The following is a 26,722-nucleotide window of genomic DNA, read 5'->3' as shown; positions in this document are numbered from 1 at the left end:
GTCTCAGCGCAGTGCGTCTTCCAGCGCCCTTGCCACCTCCACGGCGCGGGGCTCCGGCAGCGGGGCGCCGGTGAGGTCAGTGATGTAGAAGGCGTCCACCGCGTTGGCTCCGAGCGTGCTGATGTGCGCGCTACGCACGGCTACCCTCGCGTCTTCCAGCGCGCGGCCGATGCGGTACAGCAGGCCGGGGGTGTCCTGGGCCCGTACCTCGATCACCGTCGCATGCTCTGAGCTATTCGGTGCGACGGTGGCCCGCGGCGGCGGGGGGTGCACACCGCGACGGTGGGGGCGGGCGTTCTCACGCTCCGCGAGCCTGGCGGAGATGTCCAGCGCGCCCGCCAAGGCGCGGATCAGGTCGTTCCGCAGCCGCGCGGGCTGCGGGAGCGAGCCGTACTCGGCTGCCACTCGCCAGTTCAGCAGCAACACGGTGCCCGGCTGCGGGTCAAGACCCGTTGTGCGGTCGGCGACGCACTTCCGATCCGCCTGCCCGCCGCCCCGTCGCCATCTGCTCGCGGACGGGCGGGACGGTGGGCAAGCGCTGAGCGCCTGCTCCGTCATGTGCGTCATGGCCGATTCAGTGCCCCGTGCGTCGCCCGACGTATCAAGCCCTGCCCCTGGCATGCCTGGCGCGAGAATGCCTCCAGGCAACTCCACGGCGCGCAATTCGGCGGATCGTACGGTCAACCGATGGGTAGCGAGCACTCCAGCGGTGACGGCTAGCACACCCGACTGGTCAGGTACGGCTATGAGCAGTTCGACGCCCACGGGTTCCGGCAGCCCCACCGGTTCTCGCAGCGCGGACTGTGTCTCCGCGGCCGGGCCACCGGCCGTCCACGCCGCGCCGGCCTGAAGCCGCCCCGTACCGACCGTGTACGGCTCCGTGCGGGCGTGCAGGATGACCACCGGTTCACCGGTGCGCCAGGCTTCGATCGCGAACCGTTCCTGCTCGGCGGTTGGTTCCGAAGCAGCGGCGCACTCCGCTATCGACTCCCCACTTAGCTGCGCCCTGACCCGCTTCACCAGGGCGGCCACCAACGAGGCGCGCCAGGTGCTCCATGCGGCAGGACCGGTGGCAAGCGCATCGGCCTCAGTAAGGGCGTGCAACAGTTCCAGTGTGCCGGGGCTGCCGACGATGGCCGCCACGGACCGTACGGTGGCCGGGTCATCGAGGTCGCGGCGAGTGGCCGTGTCGATGAGCAACAGGTGGTGGCGTACGAGCGTGGCCAGGATGGCGGCATCGTGCGTGTCAAAGCCGAGCCTGGCCGCCACATCGCGGGTGATGGTTTCGCCCGTAATCGAATGATCGCCGGGCCAGCCCTTGCCGATGTCGTGTACCAGCGCGGCGACCAGTAGCAGGTCGGGGCGGCCGACGCGGCGGCTGAGCGCGCCGGCGTGTACCGCGGTCTCGACCAGATGCCGGTCCACCGTCCAACGGTGCACGGGATTGCGTTGCGGGCGGCACCGTACCCGCTCCCAATCCGGCAATAGTTGAGTGATCAGTCCTTCGGTCTCCAGCGCCTCCCACACCTGCACCATGGCGTGGCCTGCGCCAAGCAGTGTCACAAACTGCTCACGCGCGTCGGGCGGCCACGGGACGGACAGCGGCCGGGCAGCGGCCAAGCGGCGCACAGTGTGTGGCGCCAGTGGTAGTCCGGCCTGGGCCGCCGCTGCGGCGGCCCGTAGCGGCAGAACGGGATCGCGGTCAGGACGTGCGCTGCGGGCCAGTACCGCCTCACCCTCGTGCTCGACCACGCCCTCCGCGAGTGGTGTGCGTTCACCGCCCGCAGGACGGGCCCCGTGCCCCGTCCCTGCGCGCCCCGTGCGGGCGCCGAGTGGTCCGCGTAGCCGAGGCCTGGATGTGCGGGCTCGAAGCACCCGGCCGACCTCGCGCCAGGCGATGTCAACGGCGTACGAGATGGTGCGCGCCGATTCGTACACCTGACGCAGCAGAGCGTCCGCGTCCAGGAGGCCGACGCCGGATGCCACCAAGTCCTGTTCCTGCAGGGCGAGTCGGTCGGTGGCTCGGCCGGTGACCAGATGCAGGACGTCGCGCGCGTCGAGCAGTTTGTTACGCGCCTCCTCTAGGCCCTCGCGCGGGGCATCCGCCAGCCAGGACGTAGCGATGGCGCGTAGCACGGTGACGTCACGTAGGCCGCCCCGTGCCTCTTTCAGGTCCGGCTCCAGCAGGAACCTCAGCTCGCCGTGTCGCTGTGCCCGTTCTTGGCACAGTTCGCGGAGCTCGGGCAGTCGTTGCGGTGCCTTGGCACGCCAATCCGCGAGTGCGGCGGTCCGTAGCCGCGCCGTCAGGTCGGCGTCGCCCGCGACGTGTCGCGCATCCAGCAGCCCCATCTGCACCTTGAGGTTTTCCGCCGCCGCCTCGCGTGCCTCCGAAAGGCTGCGCACCGAGTGGTCGAGGGCAAGGCCCATGTCCCAGATCGGGTACCACATCTGCTCGGCGAGCACGGCGAGGGCCGACGCATCGACGGAGCCGTCGTGCAGCAGCAGGACGTCCACATCGCTGCGCGGGGAAAGTTCACCCCGTCCGTAGCCACCCACCGCGACGAGCGCCACGCCACGCACGGCGATCCATGGCACCCCGGCCAAGGACGCAACGCCATGCAGTGCGAGCCCGAAAGGCGCGGCCAACGGGTCAGGAGCGGCAGAACAGTCGGCAGCGGCAGGGCGGCGATCGGGCGGCTGAGCACTGCCCGCCCCGGCCCCCGCGCCCCAGGCTCCGTGCCCCGTACGTTTCGCTCCGTGCTCCTTCCTCACGCCCCGGGCTCCGTGCTCCTTCCTCACGCCCCGGGCTCCGTGCTCCGTCGTCGCGCTTCCTGCCCCGGGCCCCGTCCACTCACCCACCATCACTTCCGGGAGGGCAGCGGCGTGCGAGGCGGGCTCTCCGCGCCCCAGGGAGGCGCTGAGCCTGGTGGCATCAGAGGCTCGCGGGCCCGCTGCGTCGGCCCCGTGCCCCTTTGTACCCCGCGCCCCGTACGGGCCGACACCTTCTGCACCGTGCACCGTGCCCCACGGCTCCGCGCCCCGTGCTCCGTGTGGCCACGTCCTGCCGCGTGCCTCGTCGCCGGGCCCCGCGTTCCCTTGTATCGCGTCAAAGGCGCCCCGCCCCGTGCCCCGTGCCCCGTGGCTCTCGCCCCGGGACGCGGCCGGCCGCGTCTCATCCAGTCTCCCGCTCCCCTGCTCCCCGCCCCGCTCGACGGTGTCCGGTCGCTGAGGGGCGGATTCCGCTGGCGACAGGCCTGCCGCGCGCACTCCGCATGCGAGGAGGGTGGCCAGCCAAGCATCCGTGAGCTCGGCCAGCCGTGCCCGGCGTGGCGGCCCGGGCCGCGGGTCCTCCTGGAGGAGCCGTAGCCGAGCCGCCGCGTAGCCACTGGAGCTCCGCTCGGCTGTCACTGGTTGGTCCGTGTTCTGGTTCTCGACGCGGTCCGTCAACTCGGGCTCCCTTTCGGGCTTGGCACCGGAGAGACAGCGGCGGGTGTTGCCGCTCGTCAACTCGTCAGCCTGTGGTCACTGCGCCAGGTGTGTAGATCGATTTCTAGCTCCCGGGCAGCGTTTCGGCCCCGTGGCACCGTCCACACGAGGGACCCGGTCCACACGAGGGCCCCGCCGCCGCCCCGTGCTCCGTGCTCCGTGCTCCGTGCCCCAGATGCCTACAGCGCGTCCAGGCCACGCTCGCCGGTGCGTACTCGCACCACCGTGTCGACCGGGACGCTCCACACCTTGCCGTCACCGATCTTTCCGGTACGAGCGGCCTTGACGACCACCTCGATCAGTTCCGCTGCCTCCGCGTCCTCAACCAACACCTCGATGCGTACCTTCGGCACCAGGTCCACGGTGTACTCGGCGCCCCGGTACACCTCGGTGTGCCCGCGCTGCCGTCCGTATCCGCTGGCTTCGGTGACCGTCAGGCCCTGGACGCCGAACGACTGCAACGCTTCCTTGATCTCGTCGAGCCGGTGCGGTTTAACGACGGCCGTAATGAGTTTCATGCGTCCACCTTCGTGGTCCCCGGCTGCCGCGTTGTGGCGGCGCCGGTCTCGTCCTGGCTGGGGGCGGCGCGCACCGTACTACGGCCAGCGGGAGAACCTCCAACAGCGCTGAAGTCGTACGCCGTCTCAGCGTGGAACGCCTGGTCAACGCCGCTGACTTCGTCGTCCTCGTCGGCCCTGAAGCCAATGGTCGCGTCAACCAACTTGGCCAGCAGCCACGAGACGACGAACGAGAAGGCCAGTACGGAGAACGCGCCGATGGCCTGCTTGCCCAATTGCTTGAGGCCGCCGACTCCGTCGATGGCGAGGAGCCCGACGAGCAGTGTGCCGACCAACCCGCCGACGAGGTGTACGCCGACGACATCGAGTGAGTCATCGAAGCCCAGCTTGTGCTTCAAGCTGACCGCCCACGAGCAGACGGCGCCCGCCACGACGCCGATGAGCAGCGCGCCCATGGGGTTGACGTGCGCGCCCGCCGGGGTGATGGCCACCAGCCCTGCGACGGCGCCGGAGGCGGCGCCGAGCGTGGTGAAGGCGCCGTGTCGGGCCCGTTCGTATCCGAGCCAGCCGAGCATCGCGGCGCCCGCGGCGACCTGCGTGTTGAGCGCCATGGTGGCGGCGGTGCCGTTGGCGGCCAATGCAGAGCCGGCATTGAACCCGAACCAGCCGAACCACAGCAGCGCTGCACCCAGCATCACCAGCGGCAGGCTGTGTGGGCGCATGGCGTCCCGCTTGAAACCGATGCGCTTGCCGACCACAAGGACCGCGGCTAGCGCGCCGATGCCCGCATTGATGTGCACCGCCGTGCCGCCGGCGAAGTCGATGACCTCCAATTGGAACAGCCATCCATCCGCTTGCCACACCCAGTGCGCGACTGGGAAGTAAACAATGCTCACCCACAGGGTGGTGAACAGGGCCCATGCGCTGAACTTCACTCGGTCGGCCAGCGCACCGCTCATCAAGGCTGGTGTGAGCACCGCAAACATGAGCTGGAACACGACGAAGGCAAAGACAGGAATACCCTCATTACCGCCGGTCAGGGTGGTGGTGTCGATTCCTTTCAGACCGATGTGGTCGAGGTTGCCGAGCAGCCCACCGCCCAGGTCATCGCCGAACGCCAGCGAGTAGCCGTAAAGCACCCACAACACGCTGACGATCCCCAGCGAAATGAACGACATCATGAGCATGTTGAGAGCGCTCTTCACCCGCACCATGCCGCCATAGAAGAAGGCGAGGCCGGGTGTCATCACCATCACCAGTGCGCCACTGATGAGTACGAATGCGGTATCTGCGCCATTCAATGTGGACGTCCCCTCGTCACGGCGGCCCGTGCGGGCAAGGCGGTTTCAAGCGAGTGCGGGCCGAGTGGGCCGCTATGACTACAAGGCTGGCGCAGCACGGTTTCAGCCAATGCCGCACGATGTTTCGCCGTGGTGACGATGAGCGCGGCGATGTTACGTGCGAATGAACTCCAGTGGCCGACGCCGGGCGCCCGGTACTCTCCCCGTCCCCCGCGCCCATGGTTCCGCGCCTTGCACACATGCTCCCGCACACCCCGTGCTCCGTGCTCCGTGCTCCGTGCTCCGTGCTCCGCGCTCCGCGCTCCGCGCCCCGTAGACCCATGCGGGGCTGTACGAGGCTTCGCTCGGAAAGCCGGTGTGACCGGTCCGAGGCAGTACGTAACCCGCACACGGCCACGTGAGATCGGTACTGGCCACTACGGGGTCAGCAGCTCAGCGCGTGGGCTGCAGGGCTGCGGGGCTGCGGGGCTGCGGGGCTGCGGGGCTGCGGGGCTGCGGTATCGAACGCCGGACCGCGTCAGACCGCCACGTGTTTGGCCTCTACCGAGTCCGGCAGATGGTGAGCGAGTTCATCGGCGAGTTGAGATACCTCGGCTACATGTCCGTACTCACGTACAGCGCTGTCCACAGTCTTGCGCAACCGATTGTTGACCCGTTCGGAGCACACTGTCTGGGCGGCGCGTAACGCCTGTTGGGCGAGGACGGTGCACTGCACCGGCTCGCGCTGGAGCAAATGGATGGTGGCCATACCAATCAGGTTCAACGCGTAGGAACGCTGGTGGCCACCGCCCGTTTCTCCGTCGATCTCCTGGCCGAACATTTCGACTGCCTTGAGCATCGAGGGCTGAGCCAAGTGCGCGTAGGTGGGACTGCGCCCGGCAACATAGGCGAGGTCACGGTAAGAGTGTGCGTTTTCGGCGTGCAACTCGGCCTCAGAGAAGAACCGAATCCAGTCCGGGTCGCCGTCACCTGGCTCGGAGTCGGCGAAAGTATCTTCGGCTGTTTTGACAGCCCGGTGACACTTGTGGGGCTGACCCATGTTCGCGTAAGCCCGCGCCTCCATGGAATACAACATCGCCTGCGTCCGCGCGGTGGCCGATTCCCGACCGCCGTACTGCGCAAGGTGGATCAACTCCAGTGCGTCCTCCGGGCGCTTGAGGTGAATCATTTGGCGGCTCATGCCAGAGAGTACGTAAGAACCCAGCGAGCGGTCTCCGGCCTCTTTGGCGGCGTGCAGCGCCAACACGAAATACTTCTGTGCCGTCGGCTGCAAACCAATGTCGTAGCTCATCCAACCGGCGAGCTCGGCGAGTTCGGCCGCGGCCCGGAACAGTCGCTTCGAGATGGCCTGCGGCTGCGGCTCCTGGAGCAGGTCCGTCACCTCGTGCAATTGCCCTACGACCGCCTTGCGACGTAACCCACCGCCGCACTGAGCATCCCACTGGCGAAACATCCTCGTGGTGGACTCCAGCATGTCCAACTCCGGGCCCGAAAGACGCGCACGGCGCGGGCGCTCCGGCCGCAGGCCATCGGTCAGGCCCTCGGCCGCAGCGCCCCCCGGGGCAGGCACCAACCAGCGCTGCATAGGCTCGACCAGGGAGGGCCCGGCAGCCAGAGCAAGCGATGTGCCAAGGAAGCCGCGCCGCGCGAGCATCAAGTCACTCCGGGAAAACTCGCTGATCAGCGCCACCGTTTGGGGGCCGGTCCAGGGCAGATCCACACCGGAGACGGACGGCGCCTGGTGATGTGTTCGTAGGCCCAGATCCTCCACACTCACCACGCACCCGAACCGCTCGGAGAAGAGCTCGGAGAGGATGCGCGGAATAGGTTCCCGCGGCTGCTCGCCATCAAGCCAACGGCGCACCCGTGACGTATCGGTGCTGATGTGGTGCGCGCCGAGTAGGCGCGCCCTGCGGTTCACCTGCCGGGCCAGTTCGCCTTTGGACCAACCACTACGGAAAAACCAGGAACCCAACTGCTCATTGGGGCGCTTTTCAACACTTCCGCCGTTGTCGCCCACTGGAACGCCCCCACTTCGAGAGTCACTTCACCACTCGCTCCACCGCGACGGCTCGATCGTCGCCGCGGCACTACCGTCCGCACCAGCCATGGGCGACCGCCTTCCGCGTCGCCTCCGCCTCCGCCTCCGGGTGGTCGATACAGGGAGTGCCGTTCGAGCTCCAGGCACCACGGCCAACGACCACCACGCATCACCGTGGCCGCCAACTCTGCGTATTTAACAGACAGTTTGAGGGCTCACGAGATCGATCCGACACACCCGAGGGACAGGCACGGTTCCGACTCACGTGTACCGACGGTAATCCTACGATCACGGACCCAGCGAGGCGCCTCAGAGAAACGCCACCATTCGCCACCCCTTTGAATGAACTCCCCCTCCGTTCCCCACGATTCACTTGACACGGACCGCCCCCAGGAGGCGCAGCGATGCGTCGTGGGGCGCGCGTTCGGAATCACGCCACCCGACCCACGACAGAGCGCCGCCTCGCCACTGATGGGCACAGGGGGTTATGGCGGAACTCCAACTCGTAACCATCGAAGAGCGCAACCCGTTGGAGGGAGCATGGGCTTCACGATCGGCGGCATCCGGGACATGCGGTCCGCCTCACGGCGCCGCGGCCGTGCGGCCGAAAGCACGACGGTGGCGGAGTACACCGGTCTGTGGGGGTGGGATGTGGCACCCGGCGCCCGTGCGGTACGCGGCGCCGGCGGAACTCGTGAGTGTTCCTGCGGAACCACCGGCTGCCCTTCTCCCGGGGCCCATCCGCTGCCCCACGCCAAAACCGTCCCTGCCGGGTCCACCCTCGATGACGCCGCCGCGGTATGGGCCAGTGCACCGGGAGCCACCGTACTGCTGCCCGTTGGCCGCGCGTTCGACGTCCTGGACGTGGGCGAGGCAGCTGGCCGCCACGCGCTGGTCCGGCTGGAACGTATGGGGCTGCCACTCGGCCCGGTGACCGGCACGCCGGACGGGCGCGCCCAGTTCTTCGTCGCCCCAGGCGCCGCAGCCGAACTTCCCCATCTGCTCTATCGCATGGGCTGGGACGATGCCGAACTCGACCTGCGATGCCTAGGAGCCGGCGAACACATCACAGCCCCGCCGTCCGACCTTGGTGGCCTGGGACCGGTCCGCTGGCTGCGCCCGCCGACCCTCGACACGGCGGATCAGCCGCCGCACGCTCGACTACTCCTCGGCACTCTCGCGTACGTCTGCCATCGCTCAGGGACGTGAAGCGGCCTCCCACCCCGGCGGTTGGTCACTCCCCGAGGGATTCGTCTCTACGTACGCGTCACGTAGGGCTCCGTGAGCGTACGGAACGACACGGAGCACGGCGCGCGCTCCGAGGCGCCCAGCAAGCGCACTCGCTGATTCCCGCGCCCTTACGTACGCCCCAGGGCGCACGAGCCAGCGGGAGCCAGCCGGAAGCAGGACAGAAACTACAAGCAAGCCACGGGCTACTTTGGGTAACAGATCGCCCGAGGCTCGTAGGTCAGGGCGCACATCGTTGGGCCCGTGGCACAACCACCGAGGTAGCGACGCGGCGCACAGAGCTTTACAGCGAGGTGGCTCACGGGGTCCGGAGCACGGAGCGCGAGGCGCTCCCGTCCCATGGGGCACGGACCCCCGTCCCATGGAGCCTCCGCCGAGCCACGGAGCCCGCACAGGGCCCCGCGGGGGACGGGGCACGGGGCACGGGGCCTCGCGGTCCCCGGAGTCCCCCCGCGAACGGAGCCACGGCTCACGAGCCCATCGCAAAGACCACAGAGCCACCCAGGACGGCCCCGTCAATCGGAGTGTCGAGCCCCACGTCGCGGCTACGGCCTCCTGCGGCAAGCGCAGCGCCCCACTCCGCCCGACGAGGCCCCGTGGGCCCTACGAGGCCACGCGTCCGCATCCGTACCGCAACGCACCGCACCCTGTGAACCCGCCCCGTGACGGCCCGACGACGTCCGCAGCCACTCCGCCCAACAGCAGCAGGGCCGCCCCGGAGCGGGGCGGCCCTGGGCCCTCTTCTCAATCTCAGTCGCCGATCAGCGCGTCCACGAACGCCTCCGGCTCGAACGGAGCCAGATCGTCCGCGCCCTCGCCCAAGCCCACGAGCTTGACCGGCACCTTCAGTTCCCGCTGCACCGCGACGACGATGCCGCCCTTGGCAGTGCCGTCGAGTTTGGTCAGCACGATGCCGGTGATGTTCACGACCTCCGCGAACACTCGGGCCTGGACGAGCCCATTTTGGCCGGTGGTGGCGTCGAGGACCAGCAGCACCTCGTCAACGACGCCGTGCTTCTCGACCACACGCTTGACCTTGCCCAGTTCGTCCATGAGGCCGGTTTTGGTGTGCAGCCGTCCGGCAGTGTCGATGAGCACCACGTCGGCGCCCTCGGCGATGCCCTCCTTTACCGCGTCGAAGGCGACCGATGCAGGGTCGCCACCCTCCGGGCCACGCACCGTGCGGGCGCCGACGCGCTCGCCCCACGTCTGTAGTTGGTCGGCGGCTGCGGCGCGGAAGGTGTCGGCCGCGCCGAGCACCACGGACTTGCCGTCAGCGACCAGTACCCGGGCGAGCTTGCCTGTGGTCGTGGTCTTGCCGGTGCCATTCACGCCGACGACCAGTACGACGCCGGGCTTGTCCTGGCCGGCTGGGGTCACACCGCTCTCGGTGTGCACGGTGCGATCGCTGTCGGTGCCGATGAGCAGCAAGAGCTCGGTACGCAGCAGGTTGCGCAGTTCGTCGGGCGTACGGGTACCGAGCACCTTCACGCGCTCGCGAAGCCGCTCGACGAGCTCCTGTGTGGGAGCGACGCCAACGTCGGCGGTTAGCAGGGTGTCCTCGATCTCCTCCCAGGTGTCCTCGTCGAGGTGCTCACGGGAGAGCAGGGTCAGCAGGCCCTGGCCGAGGCTGTTCTGCGAACGGGAGAGCCTGGCGCGCAGCCGTACGAGGCGGCCCGCGCTCGGCTCCGGGACCTCGATCTCGGGCACAAGAGGCGCTTGGGCCTCGGGCGCCGTGACGGTGGCACCCGGCAGGTCCACTTCTTCGATGGTGCGGCGCGGTTCCTCGCGCGGGGTCTCGGCTTCCTCGCCGACGTGTGGTTCGGCGGGCGGCGCGGTAACGGACGGGCTGCTCGGCGGGGCCGGGGGCAGCCGCTTGTTCTTGCGGCTGCTGACGACGAGCCCGCTGATCGCGCCGAGCGCGACCACAGCGATGACTACAGCAAGGATGACGATTTCCATAACGAACCCAGTATCGGCCACGCGTCCGGAATAACGATGCCATCGGTTGGTGCCGAGGACCAAAGCCACTTAGCTGCCGAACTTGGAGCAAAGTACGATGGTGTGGGATTATGCAACGCGCGTAGAGTCCTCCGCGTCCCCTCACTCAGGTGGCCGCCCCGCCACCGTTTGAACGCACGGAGCCCCAGTCCATGGACCAGACGTCCACCGCGTCCGCCTCGCCCACCCTGGCTGCCGATAAGGCCATCGCTTCTGCCGCGAGCGCCATCGAAACCCGCGGTATCGAGCCGGTGCCCGCTCACGAGCGCCATGGCCGGGTCCGCGAACTGTTCCCCACCTGGATGGCCGCCAACATCAGTGTGCTGCTGCTCACCATGGGCGCGGGCCTCGTGGTCTTCAATCAGCTCAACCTCTGGCAGGTGCTGCTGGTCGCCGGGTGCGCCGCCACCGTCTCGTTCGGGATGGTGGGCGTGCTGTCGGTATCCGGTAAGTGGGGCGGAGCGCCGGGTGCGCTGCTCTCGCGTGCGGCGTTTGGCGTCCGAGGCAACTACTTCCCGGGCGCCGTGTTGTGGGTGGCCCGTTTCGGCTGGGAGACGATCAACGCGGTTACCGGCGCATACGCCGTACTGACCGTTATGGACCTGCTGTTCGGCGTGCGGCAGAACGATGTGCTAATCGTCATCACACTGTTCGCCTTTGTAGCCGCCACCTTCCTGGTCAGTGGCATGGGTCGGGCCGCGCTGAACGTGTGCAATACCTGGTCAACCTATGTTTTCGGTGCCTTCAGCGTGCTCGTCCTCGGTTATCTCATCGTTGACACCAACTGGGGCTCCGTCTTCGACCGCCCGACCGGAAGCAGCGCGATGATGATCGCGGGCATCGGCACGATTGCGGCGGGGGGCATCAGTTGGGTGCCCACGGGACCCGATTTCGCGCGGTACCTGCCGCACGCAGCCTCCGGCAAGAAGATCGTCGGCGTCACGGTCTCCGGCGCGGGCTTGGTCCTGGTGCCGATGGTGCTGATGGGCGCCGTCATGGCGGTCTCCACGCCCGACCTCGCCTCGGCCCCCGACCCGGTGTCCTTCCTCGGTGACGTACTGCCCACCTGGCTGGCGGTGCCGTATCTGATCACCGCACTGGTGGGCATGCTGTTGATCAACAGCCTGTCGATGTACTCCGCCGGGTTCACCGCGCAGACCATGGGCGTCAGGTTGCCGCGCGCCCTCGCCGTCTCGGTCAACGCCGTCATCAGCCTGGTCGGCGGGCTGCTGCTGATGCTGGTCGCCAAGAGCTTCTACGGCTCGTTCATCACCTTCCTCACGCTGCTCGCCGTCTCCTTCTCCGCCTGGATCGGCGTGTACACGGTGGACATGTTCCGCCGCCGCGCGCTGGCGGTGCGCTACGACGCGCAAGGGCTGATGGACACCGGCCCCAGCAGTCGGTACTGGTACACGGGCGGCTTCTGCTGGCAGGCCATGGCGGCCTGGGCGCTGGCGCTGACGGTGGGGTTGTGCTTCACCAAGGTCGATTGGTTCACCGGCCCGCTTGCCACGAGCTGGATCGGACGTAACGGTCTGGGGTGGACCGCAACAATCCTCATCGCGGCGGCAAGCTTCACCCTGCTCCCACGGCCCCGCGAGGGCGCCGACGAGGCCCCGAACGAGGCGCCGAGCGTTGGCCGGAAGTCGAACCTCGTCGGCTAATCCGCGCCCTACCACCTGGCTGCACCGCACGCTACCGTCCCCTTCGCCGTCCTCGGACCGTCTACGGCGAAGGGGATCTCCATATGCCCGCTGCCCAGCCCATCGGCCCGCCAACGGCGCCCACGACCGCCGTACGGTTCAACCTCGTTGACCCCACCGCCACACCTGAGTCCCTTTCTCGGCGCTACCGCGCGGCCATCGACATGGCCGCCTTCGCCGACGACCGCGGCATGGGGACCATCCAGACCGAGGAACACCACGGTGCCGTCAACGGATGGCTACCGTCCCCGCTCACCTTCGCCGGCACCGTGTTCGGCGCCACCCGGCAGATCTCAGTCACCGTCGCCGCGCTGCTCGCCCCGCTCTACGATCCGTTGCGGCTCGCTGAGGACATCGCCGTACTCGATCTCCTCAGCGGTGGCAGGCTGATCACCGTCGCGGGCCTCGGTTCCCGGCGAGTGGAGTACGCAGCGCACGGCAAGGACTGGCGCTGGCGCGGCAAGCTCCAGGACGAGGCACTGGAGACGCTGTTGGCGGCCTGGACCGGCGAGCCGTTCGGCTATCGGGGCCGCACCGTACGAGTTACCCCGCGCCCGTACACGCAGCCGCATCCGCCGCTGTACGTCGGTGGTAGTTCCCGGCTTGCCGCACGGCGCGCGGCGCGCCTGGGGTTGCCGCTGTTCCTCAACGCACATCTGCCGGACCTAGCGGCGTACTACCAGGCACGGTGTGCGGAGTACAGCACCATGGGGCGCTGCGTCATGCCCGCACCCCGTACTCCGCTGCTGCACCTGTCCGAGGACCCGGATCGCACCTGGGCCACGTACGGGCAGCATCTGCTGCACGAGGCTCGGGTGCACGCCTCCTGGCAGGCGCCTGGTGCGCGCTCCGGGGCGCGTTCCACGGCGGACGATGTGGATGCGCTCCGTCGGGAGGGCGTGTATCGAGTGGTAACGCCCCACGAGTGTGTGGAGCTGGCAGGGCACCTTGGTGAGGGCGGAAGGCTGATTCTGCATCCGCTGTGCGGCGGTATCCCGGTCGAGGAGGGCTGGAGCTCGCTGCATTTGTTCGCGAGCGCTGTGCTGCCCAAGATTGACGCTGCCCCGGCTCTGTAGCGGCGATGCCGTTTCGTAACGGTGCCGGGGCAGCCATCCAAGGCGGCCCCGGCACCGGAGTTCGGGCCCATGGGGCAAGGGACGGGGCGGGGGATCAGCCCATTTCTTCCAACGCCTTGCCCTTGGTCTCCGGCACCCACTTGAGGATGAAGGGGATCGAGAGCACGGCGAAGATCGTGTACATCACATAGGCGCCGGAGAGGTTCCAGTCCGAGAGGGTCGGGAAGCTGACGGTGATCGCCCAGTTGGCGACCCACTGGGCGGAGGCGGCGACACCAAGCGCGGCGGCGCGAATCCTGTTCGGGAACATCTCGCCGAGCAGTACCCAGACGACCACGCCCCAGGAGAGGGCGAAGAAGAGCACGAACGAGTGTGCAGCAATGAGCGCCACGGTGCCCTGGGTGTCGGGCATCGAGATGTCCTCGCCCGAGCCGGTCTTCGACGAGAACGCCCAGGCGGCGACGCCAAGCGAGAAGGCCATGCCGACCGAGCCGATGAGCGCCAGGGGTTTACGGCCGATGCGATCGACGAAGGCCATGGCGATTACGGTGCCGATGATGTTGATGATCGACGTGGTGAAGCTGTAGAAGAACGAACTACTTGGGTCGATGCCAACGGACTGCCACAGCGACGACGAGTAGTAGAAGATCACGTTGATGCCCACGAGCTGCTGAAAGACCGAGAGACCGATGCCGATCCACACGATCGGTAGCAGCGTGAACCGGCCGCCCATCAGGTCCCGGAAGGTGGACTTGCGCTCGCGGCGCATGGCCTCCTGGATTTCGGCGACCCGCAGATCAAGGTTCACCGCTTTGCCCTCGACGCTGGCAAGCACCTTGCGCGCCTGGTCGATCCGGCCGACCGAGATCAGGAAACGGGGCGACTCCGGAATAGCGAATGAGAGCAACCCGTACACGATGGCGGGGATGACCATCGCGCCAAGCATCCACTGCCACGCCTCGAAGCCGGCGACCTTGCCGCGCTGGTCGCCGTCAGCGAGCTTGAGGATGCCCCAGTTGACGAGTTGGGAGACGGCGATGCCGATCACGATCGCCGCCTGTTGGAAGGAGGCGAGCCGGCCGCGATACGCGGGGGGTGAGACCTCGGCGATGTAGGCGGGGCCGATCACGGAGGCCATGCCGATGGCGACTCCACCGAGCACGCGCCACATGGCGAGGTCCCAGAGCGCGAAGGGCAGCGCCGAGCCGATCGCACTGATCGTGAACAGCACGGCGGCGATCTGCATGCAGCGGATACGGCCGATCCGGTCGGCGAGCCGACCAGCCGTCGTCGCGCCGATGGCACATCCGATGAGGGCCCCCGCGATGACCTGAGCCAGGGCTTCGGAGCCGATGTGGAATCGGCCTCGGATCGCTTCGACGGCGCCGTTGATGACCGAACTGTCGTAGCCGAAGAGAAAGCCGCCCATGGCGGCTGCCGCGGTGATGAAGATGACATGGCCAAGGTGCTCGGGGCGGGCCTTGCGGCCCTCCGGCGCCGGCGGCTGCGCGGGGCTGGTCAACGTGAACTCCTGGGGCCCGGCCGCACTGCCGGGCGTGGGGGGCTGGCACTCCTAGTGGGGCATGACTGAGCGCGAGCCACCACTTGAAGGTAAAAGCAACGTTGCAGAGACTATGTCTTCAAGTTTCGAAGTCAATAGATCCCCACTGTGAAGTTATCCTGCCCCGTTCTTCGCCTGTTACTTCAACTAATGAAGTCGCCCGCTGAAGGTCAGCGCAACCGCTGGCTGATGACCTTCGACACCCCATCGCCTTGCATGGACACGCCGTACAACGCGTCGGCGACCTCCATGGTGCGCTTTTGATGCGTGATCACGATGAGCTGCGAACTTTCCTGCAACTCCTCCATGATCCGGATCAGCCGTTGCAGGTTGGTGTCATCCAGCGCCGCCTCGACCTCGTCCATCACGTAGAACGGGCTCGGCCGCGCCTTGAAGATCGACACCAACAGAGCAACGGCGGTCAGCGACCGCTCGCCGCCGGACAACAGCGAAAGCCGCTTGACCTTCTTGCCCGGGGGGCGGGCCTCGACATCCAAACCGGTGGTCAGCATGTTGTCCGGGTCAGTGAGGATCAAACGGCCCTCGCCGCCAGGAAAGAGCCGCGAGAAGACCCCTTCGAACTCCCGCGCCGTATCCCGAAACGCCTCCGTGAAGACCTGTTCCACGCGCTCGTCCACGTCCCTGATCACCTGGAGCAAGTCGGCCCGGGTCTTCTTCAAGTCCTCAAGTTGCTCGGTCAGGAACTTGTGTCGTTCCTCCAGCGCCGCGAACTCCTCAAGTGCCAGCGGATTCACCTTGCCGAGCTGCTGGTACGCGCGTTCGGCGGCCTTCAACCGCTTCTCCTGCTGGCCCCGTGCGAAGGGCACCGGCTGGTTCCGTGGATGCTCCGGGTCCTCCGGCAGTTCCTCGCCCTCCGCGGGCGGCGAGGGCGGCACCAGTTGATCGGGGCCGTACTCGGCGATGAGACCCGCCGGCTCCATGCCCAGCTCCTCCAGCGCCTTCGTCTCCAACTGCTCGATACGTAGCCGTTTCTCCGCCCCGAGCACCTCGCCCCGGTGCACCGAGTCCGTCAACTTGTCCAGCTCCGCGGCCAGGTCTCGACCTCGATCCCGCTCCGCAACCAGCTCGGCCTCGCGCTCTGTCTTCGCCCGCTCGGCCGCCCGCCGCTCCTCATCAGCCCGCTTCAGGGACGCCTCGACATGGGCCAAGAGCTGACGGGCGCCGGAGGCGACCGCGGCCCCGACCGCCGCCTCGTGGCGCTGCCGGGCGCGCCGCTGCTCGGCCCGCGTCCGCGCATCGCGCTCCGCACGCGCCCCCCGGTCCAGCGCGTCCGCCCGCCCTGCCAGCCCCTTCACGCGCTCCTCGTGCGTACGGACCTGGAGCCGGGCCTCCATCTCCGTCTGGCGGGCGTTCGCGCCATCGGCAGCCAGCCGGTCGCGAACCGAGGTGTCAGGCTCCTCCGCCCCGTCCGTACCGAATGGCGACTCCTCCTCCGCCACCCGCAACCGCTCGGCCAGCTCCGCCACCTCGTCGTTCGCCCGGACAAGCGCCTCCGCTGCCTTGGCCGCGGCGGCAGTCATCCGCTCTGCCTCCCCCGCGGCGCCCCGCGCCTGGCCACCGAGTCGCCCTAGCGACTGCGCGACCCGCGATTTCTCCCGGTCGGCCGCGCTGCGCCTACTAGCCAACTCCTCCACCAGCGCCGCCACCTCGGCCCGCCGGCCCTGCGCCCCGTGCTGTGCATCGGCGAGCTCTTCGCACCGCACACCCAGCTCCGTGAGCTGCGCCGCTGCCTCATCCACCTGCGCCTGTACCTCAAGCAAGCTGGGCGCCCCGGCCGAGCCACCCTGCGCGAAGTGGGCTCCCAAAAGATCACCTTCAGCCGTCACCGCCGTCAACTCGGGTCGAGCAGCCACCAGGTCCTCGGCGTCTTCCAGGGTTCCCACGACCGCGACATCGCGCAGCAGCCACCGCGCTGCGGGAAGCAGCCCAGCAGGCCCGCTGATGAGCTCCGCTGCCCACAGCGGCGCTCCGGGGAGGCCCACAAGGTCCGCAGCATGGGAGGCGCTCTCCCCAGCGCCAGAGGTATCCGCGTCACCAACGACTCCGGCGGGGCCGGCGGCCTGCGGGGAGACAGCGACACCGCTGACGCCATCACGCGCGCCCTCGCGCCTGCCCGTACGCTCCGGGGCTCTCGCCTCACGCTCCGGGGCGCCCACGGTGGCGCTCAGCAGCAGTGCCGCGCGGCCCGCGTCCTTCTTACGGAGCAGCCGCAGGGCATTGGCCGCCGTCGCCGGATCGGTGACGGCGACCGCATCCGCAGCGGCGCCCAGGGCAGCCGCGAGCGGCACCTCGTAGCCGGTAGCAACGGTGAGCAGTTCGGCGGCGGGGCCCAGAAACCCGCCGAGCCGGTCTCCGGCTGCGAGGAGTGCGCCCGTCCCGTCCTTGCGGCGCAGTCCCAATGCAAGGGCCTCGTGCCGGGCTGCTGTCGCCGCGCGCTTGCGCTCGACTGCCGTCGCCGCCTCGCGCGCCGCGCTGAGCGCGGATTCGGCCTCCGCCAGTTCCCTCTTGGCCCGCTCGTGCTGGTCTGCCAGCTCCGCGTCACCTTCATCGAGCCCATCGACTTCGGTCTTCAGCTGCTCGTAATCCTCTTGCGCGGCGACCGCCCGCTCCAAAGCCTCGTCCCTGGACTGCGCCAACCGGTCGATCTCGGCCTGCGCGGAGGCGGCGCGGCTGCGGGCAGCGTTTACCTGCCCGTGTAGCCGCGCCAAGCCCTCGCGACGGTCGGCCAGGGCGCGGGCGGCATCCCTAAGCCTGCGCTCCTCCTGCGCGAGCTCACGCTCCAATTCGGCGCGGTGGGCCACAGTGTCGTCCAAGGCTCGGCTGACCGCTTCCAAAGCGGCCTCCAACTCGGCCTCCTGCTCGCGGATGCGCTGTGCTTCACGCTCCATCTCCTGCGGATCGCGCCCATGCTGTTCGTCCACGGGCGCCGAGGTCGCGCTCTTGATCCGCGCATCTGCGAGCTCGATGGTGCCCCGTACCCGCTCCGCGAGCTGAGACAGCTCGTGCCAGCTGTGCTGGGCACGCGCCAGCCGCGGCGATAGGGCCCGTACGTGTTCCTCCAGCGCGGCCTCACGCCGTTGGGCGGCGCGTAGCGCGCTCTCGGCGGTCTCCCTGCGATCCTTCAGCGCCGCCTCGTCAGCGACCTCGGCCCGTAGTGCTTCCCGCAGAGTTGCCAGGTCGTCGGCGAGGAGCCGCAGCCGGGCATCGCGCAGGTCGGCCTGGATGACAGCGGCCCGACGTGCGACCGCCGCCTGCCTTCCCAGCGGCTTGAGCTGCCGGCGCAGCTCATCGGTCAGGTCCTGCACGCGGGCCAGGTTGGCCTGCATCGCGTCCAGCTTCCTGGCGGCCTTCTCCTTGCGCTTGCGGTGCTTGAGAACCCCGGCCGCTTCCTCGATGAAGGCCCTGCGCCCCATCGGGTCGGCGTGCAGAACGGAGTCGAGTTGCCCCTGGCCGACGATGACGTGCATCTCACGGCCGATGCCGGAGTCGGACAGCAACTCCTGAATGTCGAGCAACCGACAGGTGTCACCGTTGATCTGGTACTCGCTGCCGCCGTTGCGGAACATGATCCGCGTGAGGGTGACCTCGGCGTAGTCGATGGGCAGCGCGCCGTCGGCATTGTCGATGGTGAGGGAGACCTCGGCACGGCCGAGCGGCGGACGGCCGGTGGTTCCCGCGAAGATGACGTCTTCCATCTTGCCGCCGCGCAGGGACTTGGCGCCCTGCTCGCCCATGACCCACGACAGGGCATCGACGACATTGGACTTGCCAGACCCGTTAGGACCCACGACGCAGGTGATACCCGGCTCGAAGCGCAGCGTCGTAGCGGAGGCGAAGGACTTGAAACCTCGCAGGGTCAGGCTCTTGAGGTGCACGCCGTGGGACTTTACCGCTCACTCACCCAAAGGACGGCCGCCCGCGGCGCGCGGGCGAGCGCGCCGCGGCGCCCTTTTCGGTTTCGCCGGGGAAGGTAAAGGGCACATCAGACGGTAGGGAAAGCTCGAATGACTGGACGAGAAACAGTAAGGCGAAAACGACGAAGGGACGCCGAAGCGTCCCTTGAAGATTCTCAAGCGGGTGGCATCGCAGCCCGACCAATCCCCGAGCGGGGCCGCAGGTCAGGCAAGCGCGGGCTCCGCTTGGGGTACGTCGATGCTGTCGAGCAGCGAGTCGCTGTGATGGACGGCGGCGGACAGCGCGTCATTTTCGACCTGCATCCGAATAAGCTCGGATTCCAGGTCCTGTACGCGCTGCTGAAGCCGTCGCATCTCGGCGAGGACTCGGGGGTCGGAACCGCCGACGTAACCGAGAAGCGCCTTTGCCATGATGGATGGTCCTCCACAATGAGTGACCGACCGGAGCGGTGTGGGTCGTGAGGGATTCGCACCCGCGGTGTCTGCCATCACTACCGTCGTCAATGCCAAACAGCTAAGGTGCGCGGGGTTTCCAGCGTCTCACCAAAAAGTTTGACGGTCAACACGATCACGCCCCGTATCACTAGGGCAGCCGAGAGGGCGCGGCAACAAACCATGCGGCGCAGCAACTCTCGCAGCCCATCGGGGCGTGGAGATCATCCTTAGTGCCGCAGCCTTCCACGGACGCGCTGTATTGGCAACCACCAGGCTGTTTCTACCGGGCGCACGGCCGGGGCACACGGAGCGCACCCGCGCATCGGCGTTTCCGTCAGCGGATTTCGAAGGAGTCGTATCCACCTCGCGGGGTGTCCCAGATCTCAGTGACCCCATCGACCCGCCCGGGCGTGTCGCCAGTGCGAAGCCACGCCAGCAGTTCCTCACAGCCCACTTTAGGCCCTTCGGCCACCACCTGGACCCGGCCGTCCTCCAGGTTGGAGGCGAAGCCTGCCAACTCACCGATGCGCAGCGCGTTGGCTCGCGTGTACCAGCGGAAACCGACACCTTGTACCCGGCCCCGTACCCAGGCGGTAAGTCGAACACTTTCGTTCATACAGGCACGCTAACTGGCTATTCCCTTACGGAACACGTTGGGCTGTTCAGGGCAGGGCGCGGCCCCCGGCCGATCAGCGCGAACCGCTCAGGCAGGTCGCCCCCACCGGTTGCTTGGCATGGCTGCTGCCCGAGAGCGGTGCCTCTCAGCGCCCGTCCGTCCGGGACACGGTGGCACCGCGCCAGCCACCAACTGGAAACGAGCCCGCTCGCTCGCCCGTCAGGTCGCGACCGCCTCGGGCGCATCCCGGCCACGGCGAGCTCCAAATGCCAGGCCCCGCGGCTGCCAAGGGCACGGTGGCTCCCGCTCTGCCTGCCGGGCTACGTCACCGAACTGGGCCCGAACGCTGGGCACGAGGCACCGTGAGGCGGGGCGGGCGCTGACAACGAGGGCAGTAGTAGCTGGACCGATTCATCCAGGGGCTGCGCCGCATCGCCGTTCCGCAGCGGCGGCACGGCTCGTCCTCGCGCCCGTACGCGTCCAGCGAGCGGTCGAAGTAGCCGGATTCGCCGTTGACGTTCACGTACAGGCTGTCGAAGCTGGTGCCCCCGACGGCTAGTGCGGCATTCATCACGTCCCGTATGTGCCCCAAAAGCTCGGTCGCGCGAGTGCGGGTGAGGCCAGCTGTGGGCCGGTCGAAGTGCAGCCGGGCGCGCCACAGCGCCTCGTCCGCGTAGATGTTGCCCACGCCGCTGACGAGTGACTGGTCAAGGAGGGCGCGTTTGATGGTGGTACGGCGCCGGCGTAGCGCCGCGTAGAAGGCCGTCTCGTCGAAGGCCGGGTCCAACGGGTCGCGTGCGATGTGGCCGATGACGTCCGGCAGTCCGTCAAAGGCATCGGGCAACTGGTCGTGGAGGGAGAGGCCGCCGAAGGTGCGCTGATCAACGAAGCGCAGTTCGGTTCCCGTCGCATCGGCGAAGCGGAAGCGGATGCGCAGATGCTTCTCATCCGGTGTTCCGGTCGGTTGGACCAGCAGTTGTCCGCTCATTCCGAGGTGGCCGAGTACGGACTGCCCCGTGGCGCCGCTGTGTTCTAGTGGCCCCGTGGCTCCGTGCCCCGTATCCACTGCCCCGCGCTCCGTGCCCGGTGCTCCGTCGTCCGTGAGGGCGGTTTCGGACTCCGTGCTCCTCACCCCTTGCTCCGTGGCTCCGCGCCCCGCGGCCCGTGCTCCATGCCCCGTCGCCTCGTGCACCGCGCCCCGTGCACCGCGCCCCATCGCCCTGTCGGCGTCCTCGGACTCCCCCCGTACGCGGAGTTCCGGGTCTGCTTCGCCTTTGGCGCCCGGCGCGTCCAGCGGCAGCCACAGGTACTTGCCTCGCCGACATGCCGCGGCGAAGCGGTGACCCACCAGTTGGGCGGCGAAGTCGGCCGGCCCAGCCAGATGGCGGCGTATTGCACGGGGGTGCAGGACCTGGACCTCCGCGATGGTGCGGCCGGTGACCCAGCGCTCCAGCCCGCGGCGGACGACCTCGACCTCGGGCAGTTCCGGCACGTGATCCTCCGTGGAAGTCGGCCCCGCCTCTCGGGGACGGGCAACGATCGGGCTGAGCTGGGCGGAATGCGAGGCGTTTCGGACGTACGGGATGGATGAGTACGGGCCCACCGGCGTCGGCCGGTGGGCCCGTCGTGCTCAGGAGTGCCCATACGGCGCGGTGCTCACCGGCACCGCACCGCATGCTGTCATCGCGAGGTGGTCTCGGCCTCCCCGCCGGTAACAGACGGTGCCGGAGAAGCGACCGTTTGATCGGCGGACGCCTCGTCCGTGAGCGCACCGTGCATCGTCCCACCGTCGGCGGCTACGGCGTCGGCGGTTGCGGCGTCAGCGGTTGCGGCGTCCGTAGTCACGTCGGCGGCAAGGGAGCCGTCAGCAACCGCTTCGCGCTCGGCTGCTGCAGTGGCGGCGGCCTGATCGGCCGCCGCGCGGATCTCCCGCCAGGCGGCCTCGGCCGCCTGCTGTTCCGCTTCCTTCTTGCTGCGGCCGGTGCCGGTGCCGTACGCGACACCACCGACGCGAGCGGCAGCCGTGAAGACCTTTTCGTGGTCGGGGCCCGTCTCGGTGACCAGATATTCGGGTACGCCGAGCCCCTCGGTAGCCGTCAACTCCTGAAGACTCGTCTTCCAGTCCAGGCCCGCGCCGAGGTTCGAGGAACGCTCGATCAGCGGGTCGAAGAGCCGGTGCACCAGTTCGGCGGCGGCTTCGAGACCCTGATCTAGATAGACCGCGCCGATCACCGCCTCCAGCGTGTCGGCCAGAATCGATGCCTTGTCTCTACCGCCCGTGCCCTCTTCACCCCGGCCAAGCCGGACGAACGCGCCGAGTTCCAGGCCACGCCCCACCTCAGCGAGCGCACGTGAGTTGACCACCGCGGCCCGCAACTTGGCCAGTTGGCCTTCGGGCAGGTCGGGGTGGATTCGGTACAGCGTGTCGGTGACCACCAGGCCGAGCACCGAGTCCCCGAGGAACTCCAACCGCTCATTGGTGGGCAACCCGCCGTTCTCGTACGCGAAGGAGCGGTGCGTGAGCGCACGCACCAGAAGGGCGGACTCAAGGTGATACCCGAGCCGCCCTTCCAGAACGATATGAGACGAGGCCGTGTCCGCCTTCGCCGATACATCATCCCCGCGCTTGCGGAGCGGCGTCTTGGCGTCTGACATGGAGCCTGTCACCCGCCGATCAGACCTCGAGGACCTGGCGGCGGTTGTAGGTGCCGCAGCTCGGGCACACGATGTGCTGTAGCTTCGGCTCGTGGCAGCGCTCGCACGCCACCAGGGTGGGGACCGCAGCCTTCCACTGCGACCGGCGGTGGCGCGTGTTGCTGCGCGACATCTTCCGCTTCGGAACAGCCACGGCTACTTCTCCTGTGGGTCGTCCCCGCTATCGCGAGGTGCGTTGTCCTTCTCGCCGTCCTGGACGGTCTCAGCGAGGCCTTGCAATGCCGCCCAACGAATATCGACGGCTTCTTGGTGATGGTGGTCCGGGTCGTCCGCCAACCGTGCTCCGCATTCGGGGCACAGGCCAGGACAGTCCTCCCGGCACACCGGCTGCAACGGCAGTGCCAGCACTACCGCGTCCCGCAGCACGGGTTCAAGGTCGAACAAGTCGTCCTCAAGGAAGAGAGTGTCCTCCTCCTCGGCGTCGTCGCCGGTATCCGCTACGCGGCTCCGGTCGTCGGCGTCAGAGTAGGAGTACATCTCCTGGAAGTCCGCTGCAAGCTCACGCCTAAGCGGCTCCAGACACCTTACGCACTCCCCTGTGAGCGGCGCACGGGCGGTGCCTGTGACAAGCACCCCTTCCATGACCGACTCCAGCCGGAGGTCGAGCTCTACGGCCGCACCCTTCCGCACCCCGATCATCTCGATACCGAGATCAACGGGAGCATCGATCGAGCGGGTAAGCCGCTTGAGCGCACCGGGTCGCCGCCCCAGCTCTCGTGTATCGAACACGAGCGGGGATCGGTGGTCGAGACGGGCGTTCAGGGCTTCCTGCTTTCTACGCTGCGGCACGGGCGGCCTCCTCGTAACGTGTACGAATTGGGCAGCCGAAGCCGCAGATGTACGTGCGGCCGAAGAGCCACGATACTGGACGGGCCGCTGTAGGCCCAATCCGCGCCCAGACAGCCCACCAGTCTGCCCGACCGGGTCCTACACGGGGCTGCTCGGGGGGCTACACGACGCCGGCGTACATGTGCGTACGCGCCCGTCTGTCACCCCGAGCCTCATCGGCAGCACCTGCCCGGAGAGCCACCCTAATTCGTACGCCCCTCTATGCCGCCTACGATCCCTGCCGTGCGCTCCGGGGCGTGCGCAGGGCCAACCGCGCGCTCCGGGGCGCAAACAGCTCACAGCCTGCCGTGTGGAGCACGGGGCTGAGGCGGCGCACACGGGGCGCGGGGCACGAGGCAGGCGCCCGGGTCGCAAGGGCGCGGGAGCTCCGGCCTCCGGTCGCTTCGAGGGCGGCCGTGCGGCGCTCCGGGAACGGGCCTGCTCAAGGGGCGAGGCGCCGCCTGGGTCGCCGGCGTTCAGCGGCCCTGCTCGTACTGCCGGAGCTCGTCGAGATTGATCATGCTGGTGTCGAAGAGGCTCGTCTCGTCCAGTGCCGGCGCGCCCGCCGCATGGTGCTGGTGCGGCTGCTGTTGGTGATCTTGGTGGTGCTGTGGGTGCTGCTGGTCGTGGTGCCCGCCCAGTGCTTGGGGCTCCGGGTAGCCCGTGTGCGGGTCGTAACCCTGCTGCGGCTGCTGCCAGCCGTAGTCCCCGGTGGGTTGCGGTGTTGCGGCAGCCTGCTGCTGATAGCCGTGGTGCGGCTGGGACGGGTACGGGTCCGGCTGGGCGTACTGCTGCTGATAGCCGTACGCGTCCTGTTGATAGCCGGCCGTGGCGTCCTGCTGATAACTAGTCGCGGCGTAGTAGTCCGCGTACTCCGGCTGAGCCGGCACCTCGGGCGGGGCGGGCGGCTGCTGCGGCAGCATCGGTTGCTGCTGTGGCATCGGGGGCTGCTGAGCGGGGATCGGCGGGTTGCTGCGTGGCTCTACGGCGTACTGACTGGTGGCGAGGTCGGCCAGGTAGTCGTCGTCGCTGGTCCTGAGCCCGGCGGCCCCGGCGGCGTCCTGAGCGGCCATATGGGCGCCCAGCTCGTCCTCCTGCGTGCCGAGCAGCTTCTGTCTGCCCCGGCCGACCGCTTCAAGAGTCTTGGCGAGCACGGCTGCCACTGCGCCGAGTTTGGTGTCCACGTACTCGTCTGCGCGATGGCGCAGCGTTTCCGGGTCGGCGCTGCGCTCGGGTGCCTGATCGCCCTGGCCGGTCTCGTCGGTGCCGCCGTATGCGCCGGCGGGGCCCCGACCGAGGAGCTTGTCGCGGCCTCGGTCAACGGAGCCGATGGTCTTGGTGAGGACGACCTCGAAGTTGGCCAGCTTGCTGTCCACGTAGTCGTCGGCCTCGACGCGGATCTCTTCCGCCTCACGGCGCGCCTCGGCGAGGATGCGGTCCGCCTCTTCCTGCGACTGGCGGGCCACCTCGGTCTGGGAGATCAGCGCGCCACGGCGGGCGTGCGCGGACTCGATGATCCGCTCGGCCTCCTGGTGAGCGGCCTCGACCACTTGATCACGGTCGCCGATGACCTCACGGGCCTGGGCGAGAGAGCCGGGCAGCGCGGCTCGTAGCTCTTCGAGCAGGGCGAGCAGTTCGGCCCGGTTCACCACGCAGGAGGCGGACATGGGCATGGACTTCGCGCTGCCGACGGTGCCGACGATCTCGTCGAGCTTCTTCTGCACGTCCACCTTGGGTGCTCGCACTCTCTAGGCCGAAGGGTCGGGACGGGATCGACTGTACGGGCAGTGGGCTCCCGCCCGACACCTCCTGACAAACCGTCAGCAGCTCAGCGCTCGGCAAGCCGCTGAGTGAGACGTCGCAGCACGAGCGGCGGCACCAGGTGGGTGACGTCCCCTCCCCACGCCGCAACCTCCTTGACCAGGCTGGAGGAGAGAAAGCTGTAGGTGGGGTTAGTGGGCACGAACAACGTCTCCACACCGGACAGGCCGTTGTTCATCTGGGCCATCTGAAGCTCGTAGTCGAAGTCGCTGACCGCGCGCAGGCCCTTGACGATGGCGGGGATGTCGCGCTGCTTGCAGAAGTCAACGAGGAGCCCATGGAACGACTCCACCTCGACATTTCCGTACTCGGCGGTGGTCTCACGCAGGAGGTCGAGCCGCTCTTCGACGGAGAAGAGTCCCTGCTTGGACTTGTTGATCATCACGGCGACGTGCACGACGTCGTACAGCTTCGAGGCGCGGGCGATGATGTCGAGGTGTCCATTGGTGACGGGATCGAATGACCCCGGACAGACGGCGCGACGCAAGAGTGGTTCCTCGCTCTCCAGTGCGGTCATGACGCGCTGTGGTGTGTCGTCGTGGCGGTGCTGCGTGAAGCGGCGCGACCGTACCAAAGCGTGCCCTCCCCGTAGCGACGGGCTCGCAGCCCCTCGAAACCGGTCGGCCACCGGAACTCGCCGCCCCTGGTGCTCCGCTCCACGGTGACCAGCGCCTGTGACGCGAGCCAGCCATTGCCCCAGAGTGTGAGCAGAATCTCCCGCAGATCGTCGTCGGTGACGGCGTACGGCGGGTCCAGAAAAACCACGTCGTACGGGTGTTCCGGAGCCGCGCCCGCAATCACTTGTTCCGCTTTGCCCGGCCGTACCTCGGCGCCCGGCAGACCGAGCGTCCGTACGTTCTCGCGTATCACCCGGGCGGCGCGCGGGTCGGCCTCCACCAGTAGCGCGTGCCCCGCTCCCCGGGACAGTGCCTCCAGGCCTACGGCGCCAGAGCCGCCGTACAGATCGAGCACCCGCGCCCCGTTCATCGAGCCGAGTAGCGATTCCCAGGTGGAGAACAGGCCCTCGCGTGCTCGGTCCGAGGTCGGTCGGGTGCCGGTGCCAGGCGGTACGGCGAGACGGCGCCCGCCGGCGGCTCCGGCGATCACGCGGGTCATCTGTGGTCGGCCCTTCGTGGTGGTGGGAACGGCGGCCCGAGGCGGCCACCGTTACCCCACGATATGACGTCGCTTCGATCGCGACTCCGCGACCGCACCTACCCGCACCGGGGAGGCTCAGTGCCGCTCCGTGCTCCGTGCTCCGTGCCTCGTAGGCGCCGTCGCGGCTCCGCACGCTCTGTGCTCCGTGCTCTGTGCTCTGTGCTCTGTGCTCTGTGCTCTGTGCTCTGTGCTCTGTGCTCTGTGCTCTGTGCTCTGTGCTCTGTGCTCCGTGCTCCGTGCTCCGTGCTCCGTGCTCCGTGCTCCGTGCTCCGTGCTCCG

Annotated in this window: 19 protein-coding genes; 3 read left to right on the top strand and 16 right to left on the bottom strand. The window is 68.4% G+C overall.

The window, feature by feature from the left end; translation table 11 throughout:
- Positions 1-3 precede the first annotated feature (3 nt).
- The 4 genes from FHS42_RS14615 to nsdA form a co-directional block, all read right to left on the bottom strand.
- The gene (locus FHS42_RS14615; protein ID WP_376772593.1) at positions 4-2,646 is read right to left on the bottom strand and encodes a [protein-PII] uridylyltransferase; all 2,643 of its coding nucleotides are present in this window, start codon (positions 2,644-2,646) and stop codon (positions 4-6) included.
- 1,019 nt (positions 2,647-3,665) lie between these two features.
- Positions 3,666-4,004: a P-II family nitrogen regulator gene (locus tag FHS42_RS14610; protein ID WP_184572623.1), complete on the bottom strand. Its 339-nt coding sequence runs from the start codon at positions 4,002-4,004 to the stop codon at positions 3,666-3,668.
- Positions 4,001-5,305 (bottom strand): ammonium transporter, encoded by a 1,305-nt coding sequence (locus FHS42_RS14605; protein WP_184572622.1) that lies wholly within the window; start codon positions 5,303-5,305, stop codon positions 4,001-4,003. The genes FHS42_RS14610 and FHS42_RS14605 overlap by 4 nt, the downstream gene beginning before the upstream one ends.
- Before the next feature lie 517 nt (positions 5,306-5,822).
- On the bottom strand, positions 5,823-7,325 hold the full coding sequence (gene nsdA, locus FHS42_RS14600) for a transcriptional repressor NsdA (protein ID WP_184572621.1): 1,503 nt from the start codon (positions 7,323-7,325) through the stop codon (positions 5,823-5,825).
- Between the two features lie 561 nt (positions 7,326-7,886).
- Here nsdA and FHS42_RS14595 point away from each other — a divergent pair.
- The gene (locus FHS42_RS14595) at positions 7,887-8,555 is read left to right on the top strand and encodes a bifunctional DNA primase/polymerase (RefSeq protein ID WP_184572620.1); all 669 of its coding nucleotides are present in this window, start codon (positions 7,887-7,889) and stop codon (positions 8,553-8,555) included.
- A gap of 789 nt (positions 8,556-9,344) precedes the next feature.
- Here the strand turns inward: FHS42_RS14595 and ftsY are convergent.
- A complete protein-coding gene (ftsY, locus tag FHS42_RS14590) occupies positions 9,345-10,556 on the bottom strand; it encodes a signal recognition particle-docking protein FtsY (protein WP_184572619.1) in 1,212 nt (403 codons plus the stop codon).
- Between the two features lie 191 nt (positions 10,557-10,747).
- On the opposite strand from ftsY, the gene FHS42_RS14585 reads away from it, so the two are divergent.
- Both FHS42_RS14585 and FHS42_RS14580 read left to right on the top strand, forming a co-directional pair.
- Positions 10,748-12,259 (top strand): purine-cytosine permease family protein, encoded by a 1,512-nt coding sequence (locus FHS42_RS14585; protein ID WP_184572618.1) that lies wholly within the window; start codon positions 10,748-10,750, stop codon positions 12,257-12,259.
- Between the two features lie 83 nt (positions 12,260-12,342).
- Positions 12,343-13,374, top strand: a complete 1,032-nt coding sequence (locus FHS42_RS14580) for an LLM class flavin-dependent oxidoreductase (RefSeq protein WP_184572617.1) — start codon at positions 12,343-12,345, stop codon at positions 13,372-13,374.
- Positions 13,375-13,468: 94 nt separating this feature from the next.
- On the opposite strand, the gene FHS42_RS14575 is transcribed toward FHS42_RS14580, so the two are convergent.
- The 11 genes from FHS42_RS14575 to rsmD all read right to left on the bottom strand — a co-directional run bounded on the left by FHS42_RS14575 (position 13,469) and on the right by rsmD (position 26,401).
- Positions 13,469-14,896, bottom strand: a complete 1,428-nt coding sequence (locus tag FHS42_RS14575; RefSeq protein WP_184572616.1) for a sugar porter family MFS transporter — start codon at positions 14,894-14,896, stop codon at positions 13,469-13,471.
- A gap of 209 nt (positions 14,897-15,105) precedes the next feature.
- Positions 15,106-18,831, bottom strand: a complete 3,726-nt coding sequence (locus tag FHS42_RS14570) for an AAA family ATPase (RefSeq protein ID WP_184572615.1) — start codon at positions 18,829-18,831, stop codon at positions 15,106-15,108.
- Between the two features lie 243 nt (positions 18,832-19,074).
- Complete coding sequence (locus FHS42_RS14565; RefSeq protein WP_184572614.1) at positions 19,075-19,281, bottom strand: hypothetical protein; 207 nt, start codon at positions 19,279-19,281, stop codon at positions 19,075-19,077.
- 358 nt (positions 19,282-19,639) lie between these two features.
- A complete protein-coding gene (locus FHS42_RS14560) occupies positions 19,640-19,921 on the bottom strand; it encodes an acylphosphatase (protein WP_184572613.1) in 282 nt (93 codons plus the stop codon).
- A 325-nt stretch (positions 19,922-20,246) separates the two neighbouring features.
- On the bottom strand, positions 20,247-21,413 hold the full coding sequence (gene mutM, locus FHS42_RS14555; protein WP_184572612.1) for a bifunctional DNA-formamidopyrimidine glycosylase/DNA-(apurinic or apyrimidinic site) lyase: 1,167 nt from the start codon (positions 21,411-21,413) through the stop codon (positions 20,247-20,249).
- 188 nt (positions 21,414-21,601) lie between these two features.
- Positions 21,602-22,576, bottom strand: a complete 975-nt coding sequence (rnc, locus tag FHS42_RS14550) for a ribonuclease III (protein ID WP_246494728.1) — start codon at positions 22,574-22,576, stop codon at positions 21,602-21,604.
- 19 nt (positions 22,577-22,595) lie between these two features.
- Positions 22,596-22,769, bottom strand: a complete 174-nt coding sequence (gene rpmF, locus FHS42_RS14545; protein ID WP_184572611.1) for a 50S ribosomal protein L32 — start codon at positions 22,767-22,769, stop codon at positions 22,596-22,598.
- 2 nt (positions 22,770-22,771) lie between these two features.
- Complete coding sequence (locus FHS42_RS14540) at positions 22,772-23,398, bottom strand: YceD family protein (RefSeq protein WP_184572692.1); 627 nt, start codon at positions 23,396-23,398, stop codon at positions 22,772-22,774.
- 542 nt (positions 23,399-23,940) lie between these two features.
- A complete protein-coding gene (locus FHS42_RS14535) occupies positions 23,941-25,194 on the bottom strand; it encodes a cell division initiation protein (RefSeq protein ID WP_184572691.1) in 1,254 nt (417 codons plus the stop codon).
- Positions 25,195-25,292: 98 nt separating this feature from the next.
- The gene (gene coaD / locus FHS42_RS14530; protein WP_184572610.1) at positions 25,293-25,802 is read right to left on the bottom strand and encodes a pantetheine-phosphate adenylyltransferase; all 510 of its coding nucleotides are present in this window, start codon (positions 25,800-25,802) and stop codon (positions 25,293-25,295) included.
- On the bottom strand, positions 25,799-26,401 hold the full coding sequence (gene rsmD, locus FHS42_RS14525; RefSeq protein WP_184572609.1) for a 16S rRNA (guanine(966)-N(2))-methyltransferase RsmD: 603 nt from the start codon (positions 26,399-26,401) through the stop codon (positions 25,799-25,801). The genes coaD and rsmD overlap by 4 nt, the downstream gene beginning before the upstream one ends.
- Positions 26,402-26,722: the final 321 nt, after the last annotated feature.

It is taken from the genome of Streptomyces zagrosensis (genome assembly GCF_014203645.1).
Lineage (GTDB): Bacteria > Actinomycetota > Actinomycetes > Streptomycetales > Streptomycetaceae > Streptomyces > Streptomyces zagrosensis.
This window is presented reverse-complemented; position numbering and strand designations above follow the sequence as displayed.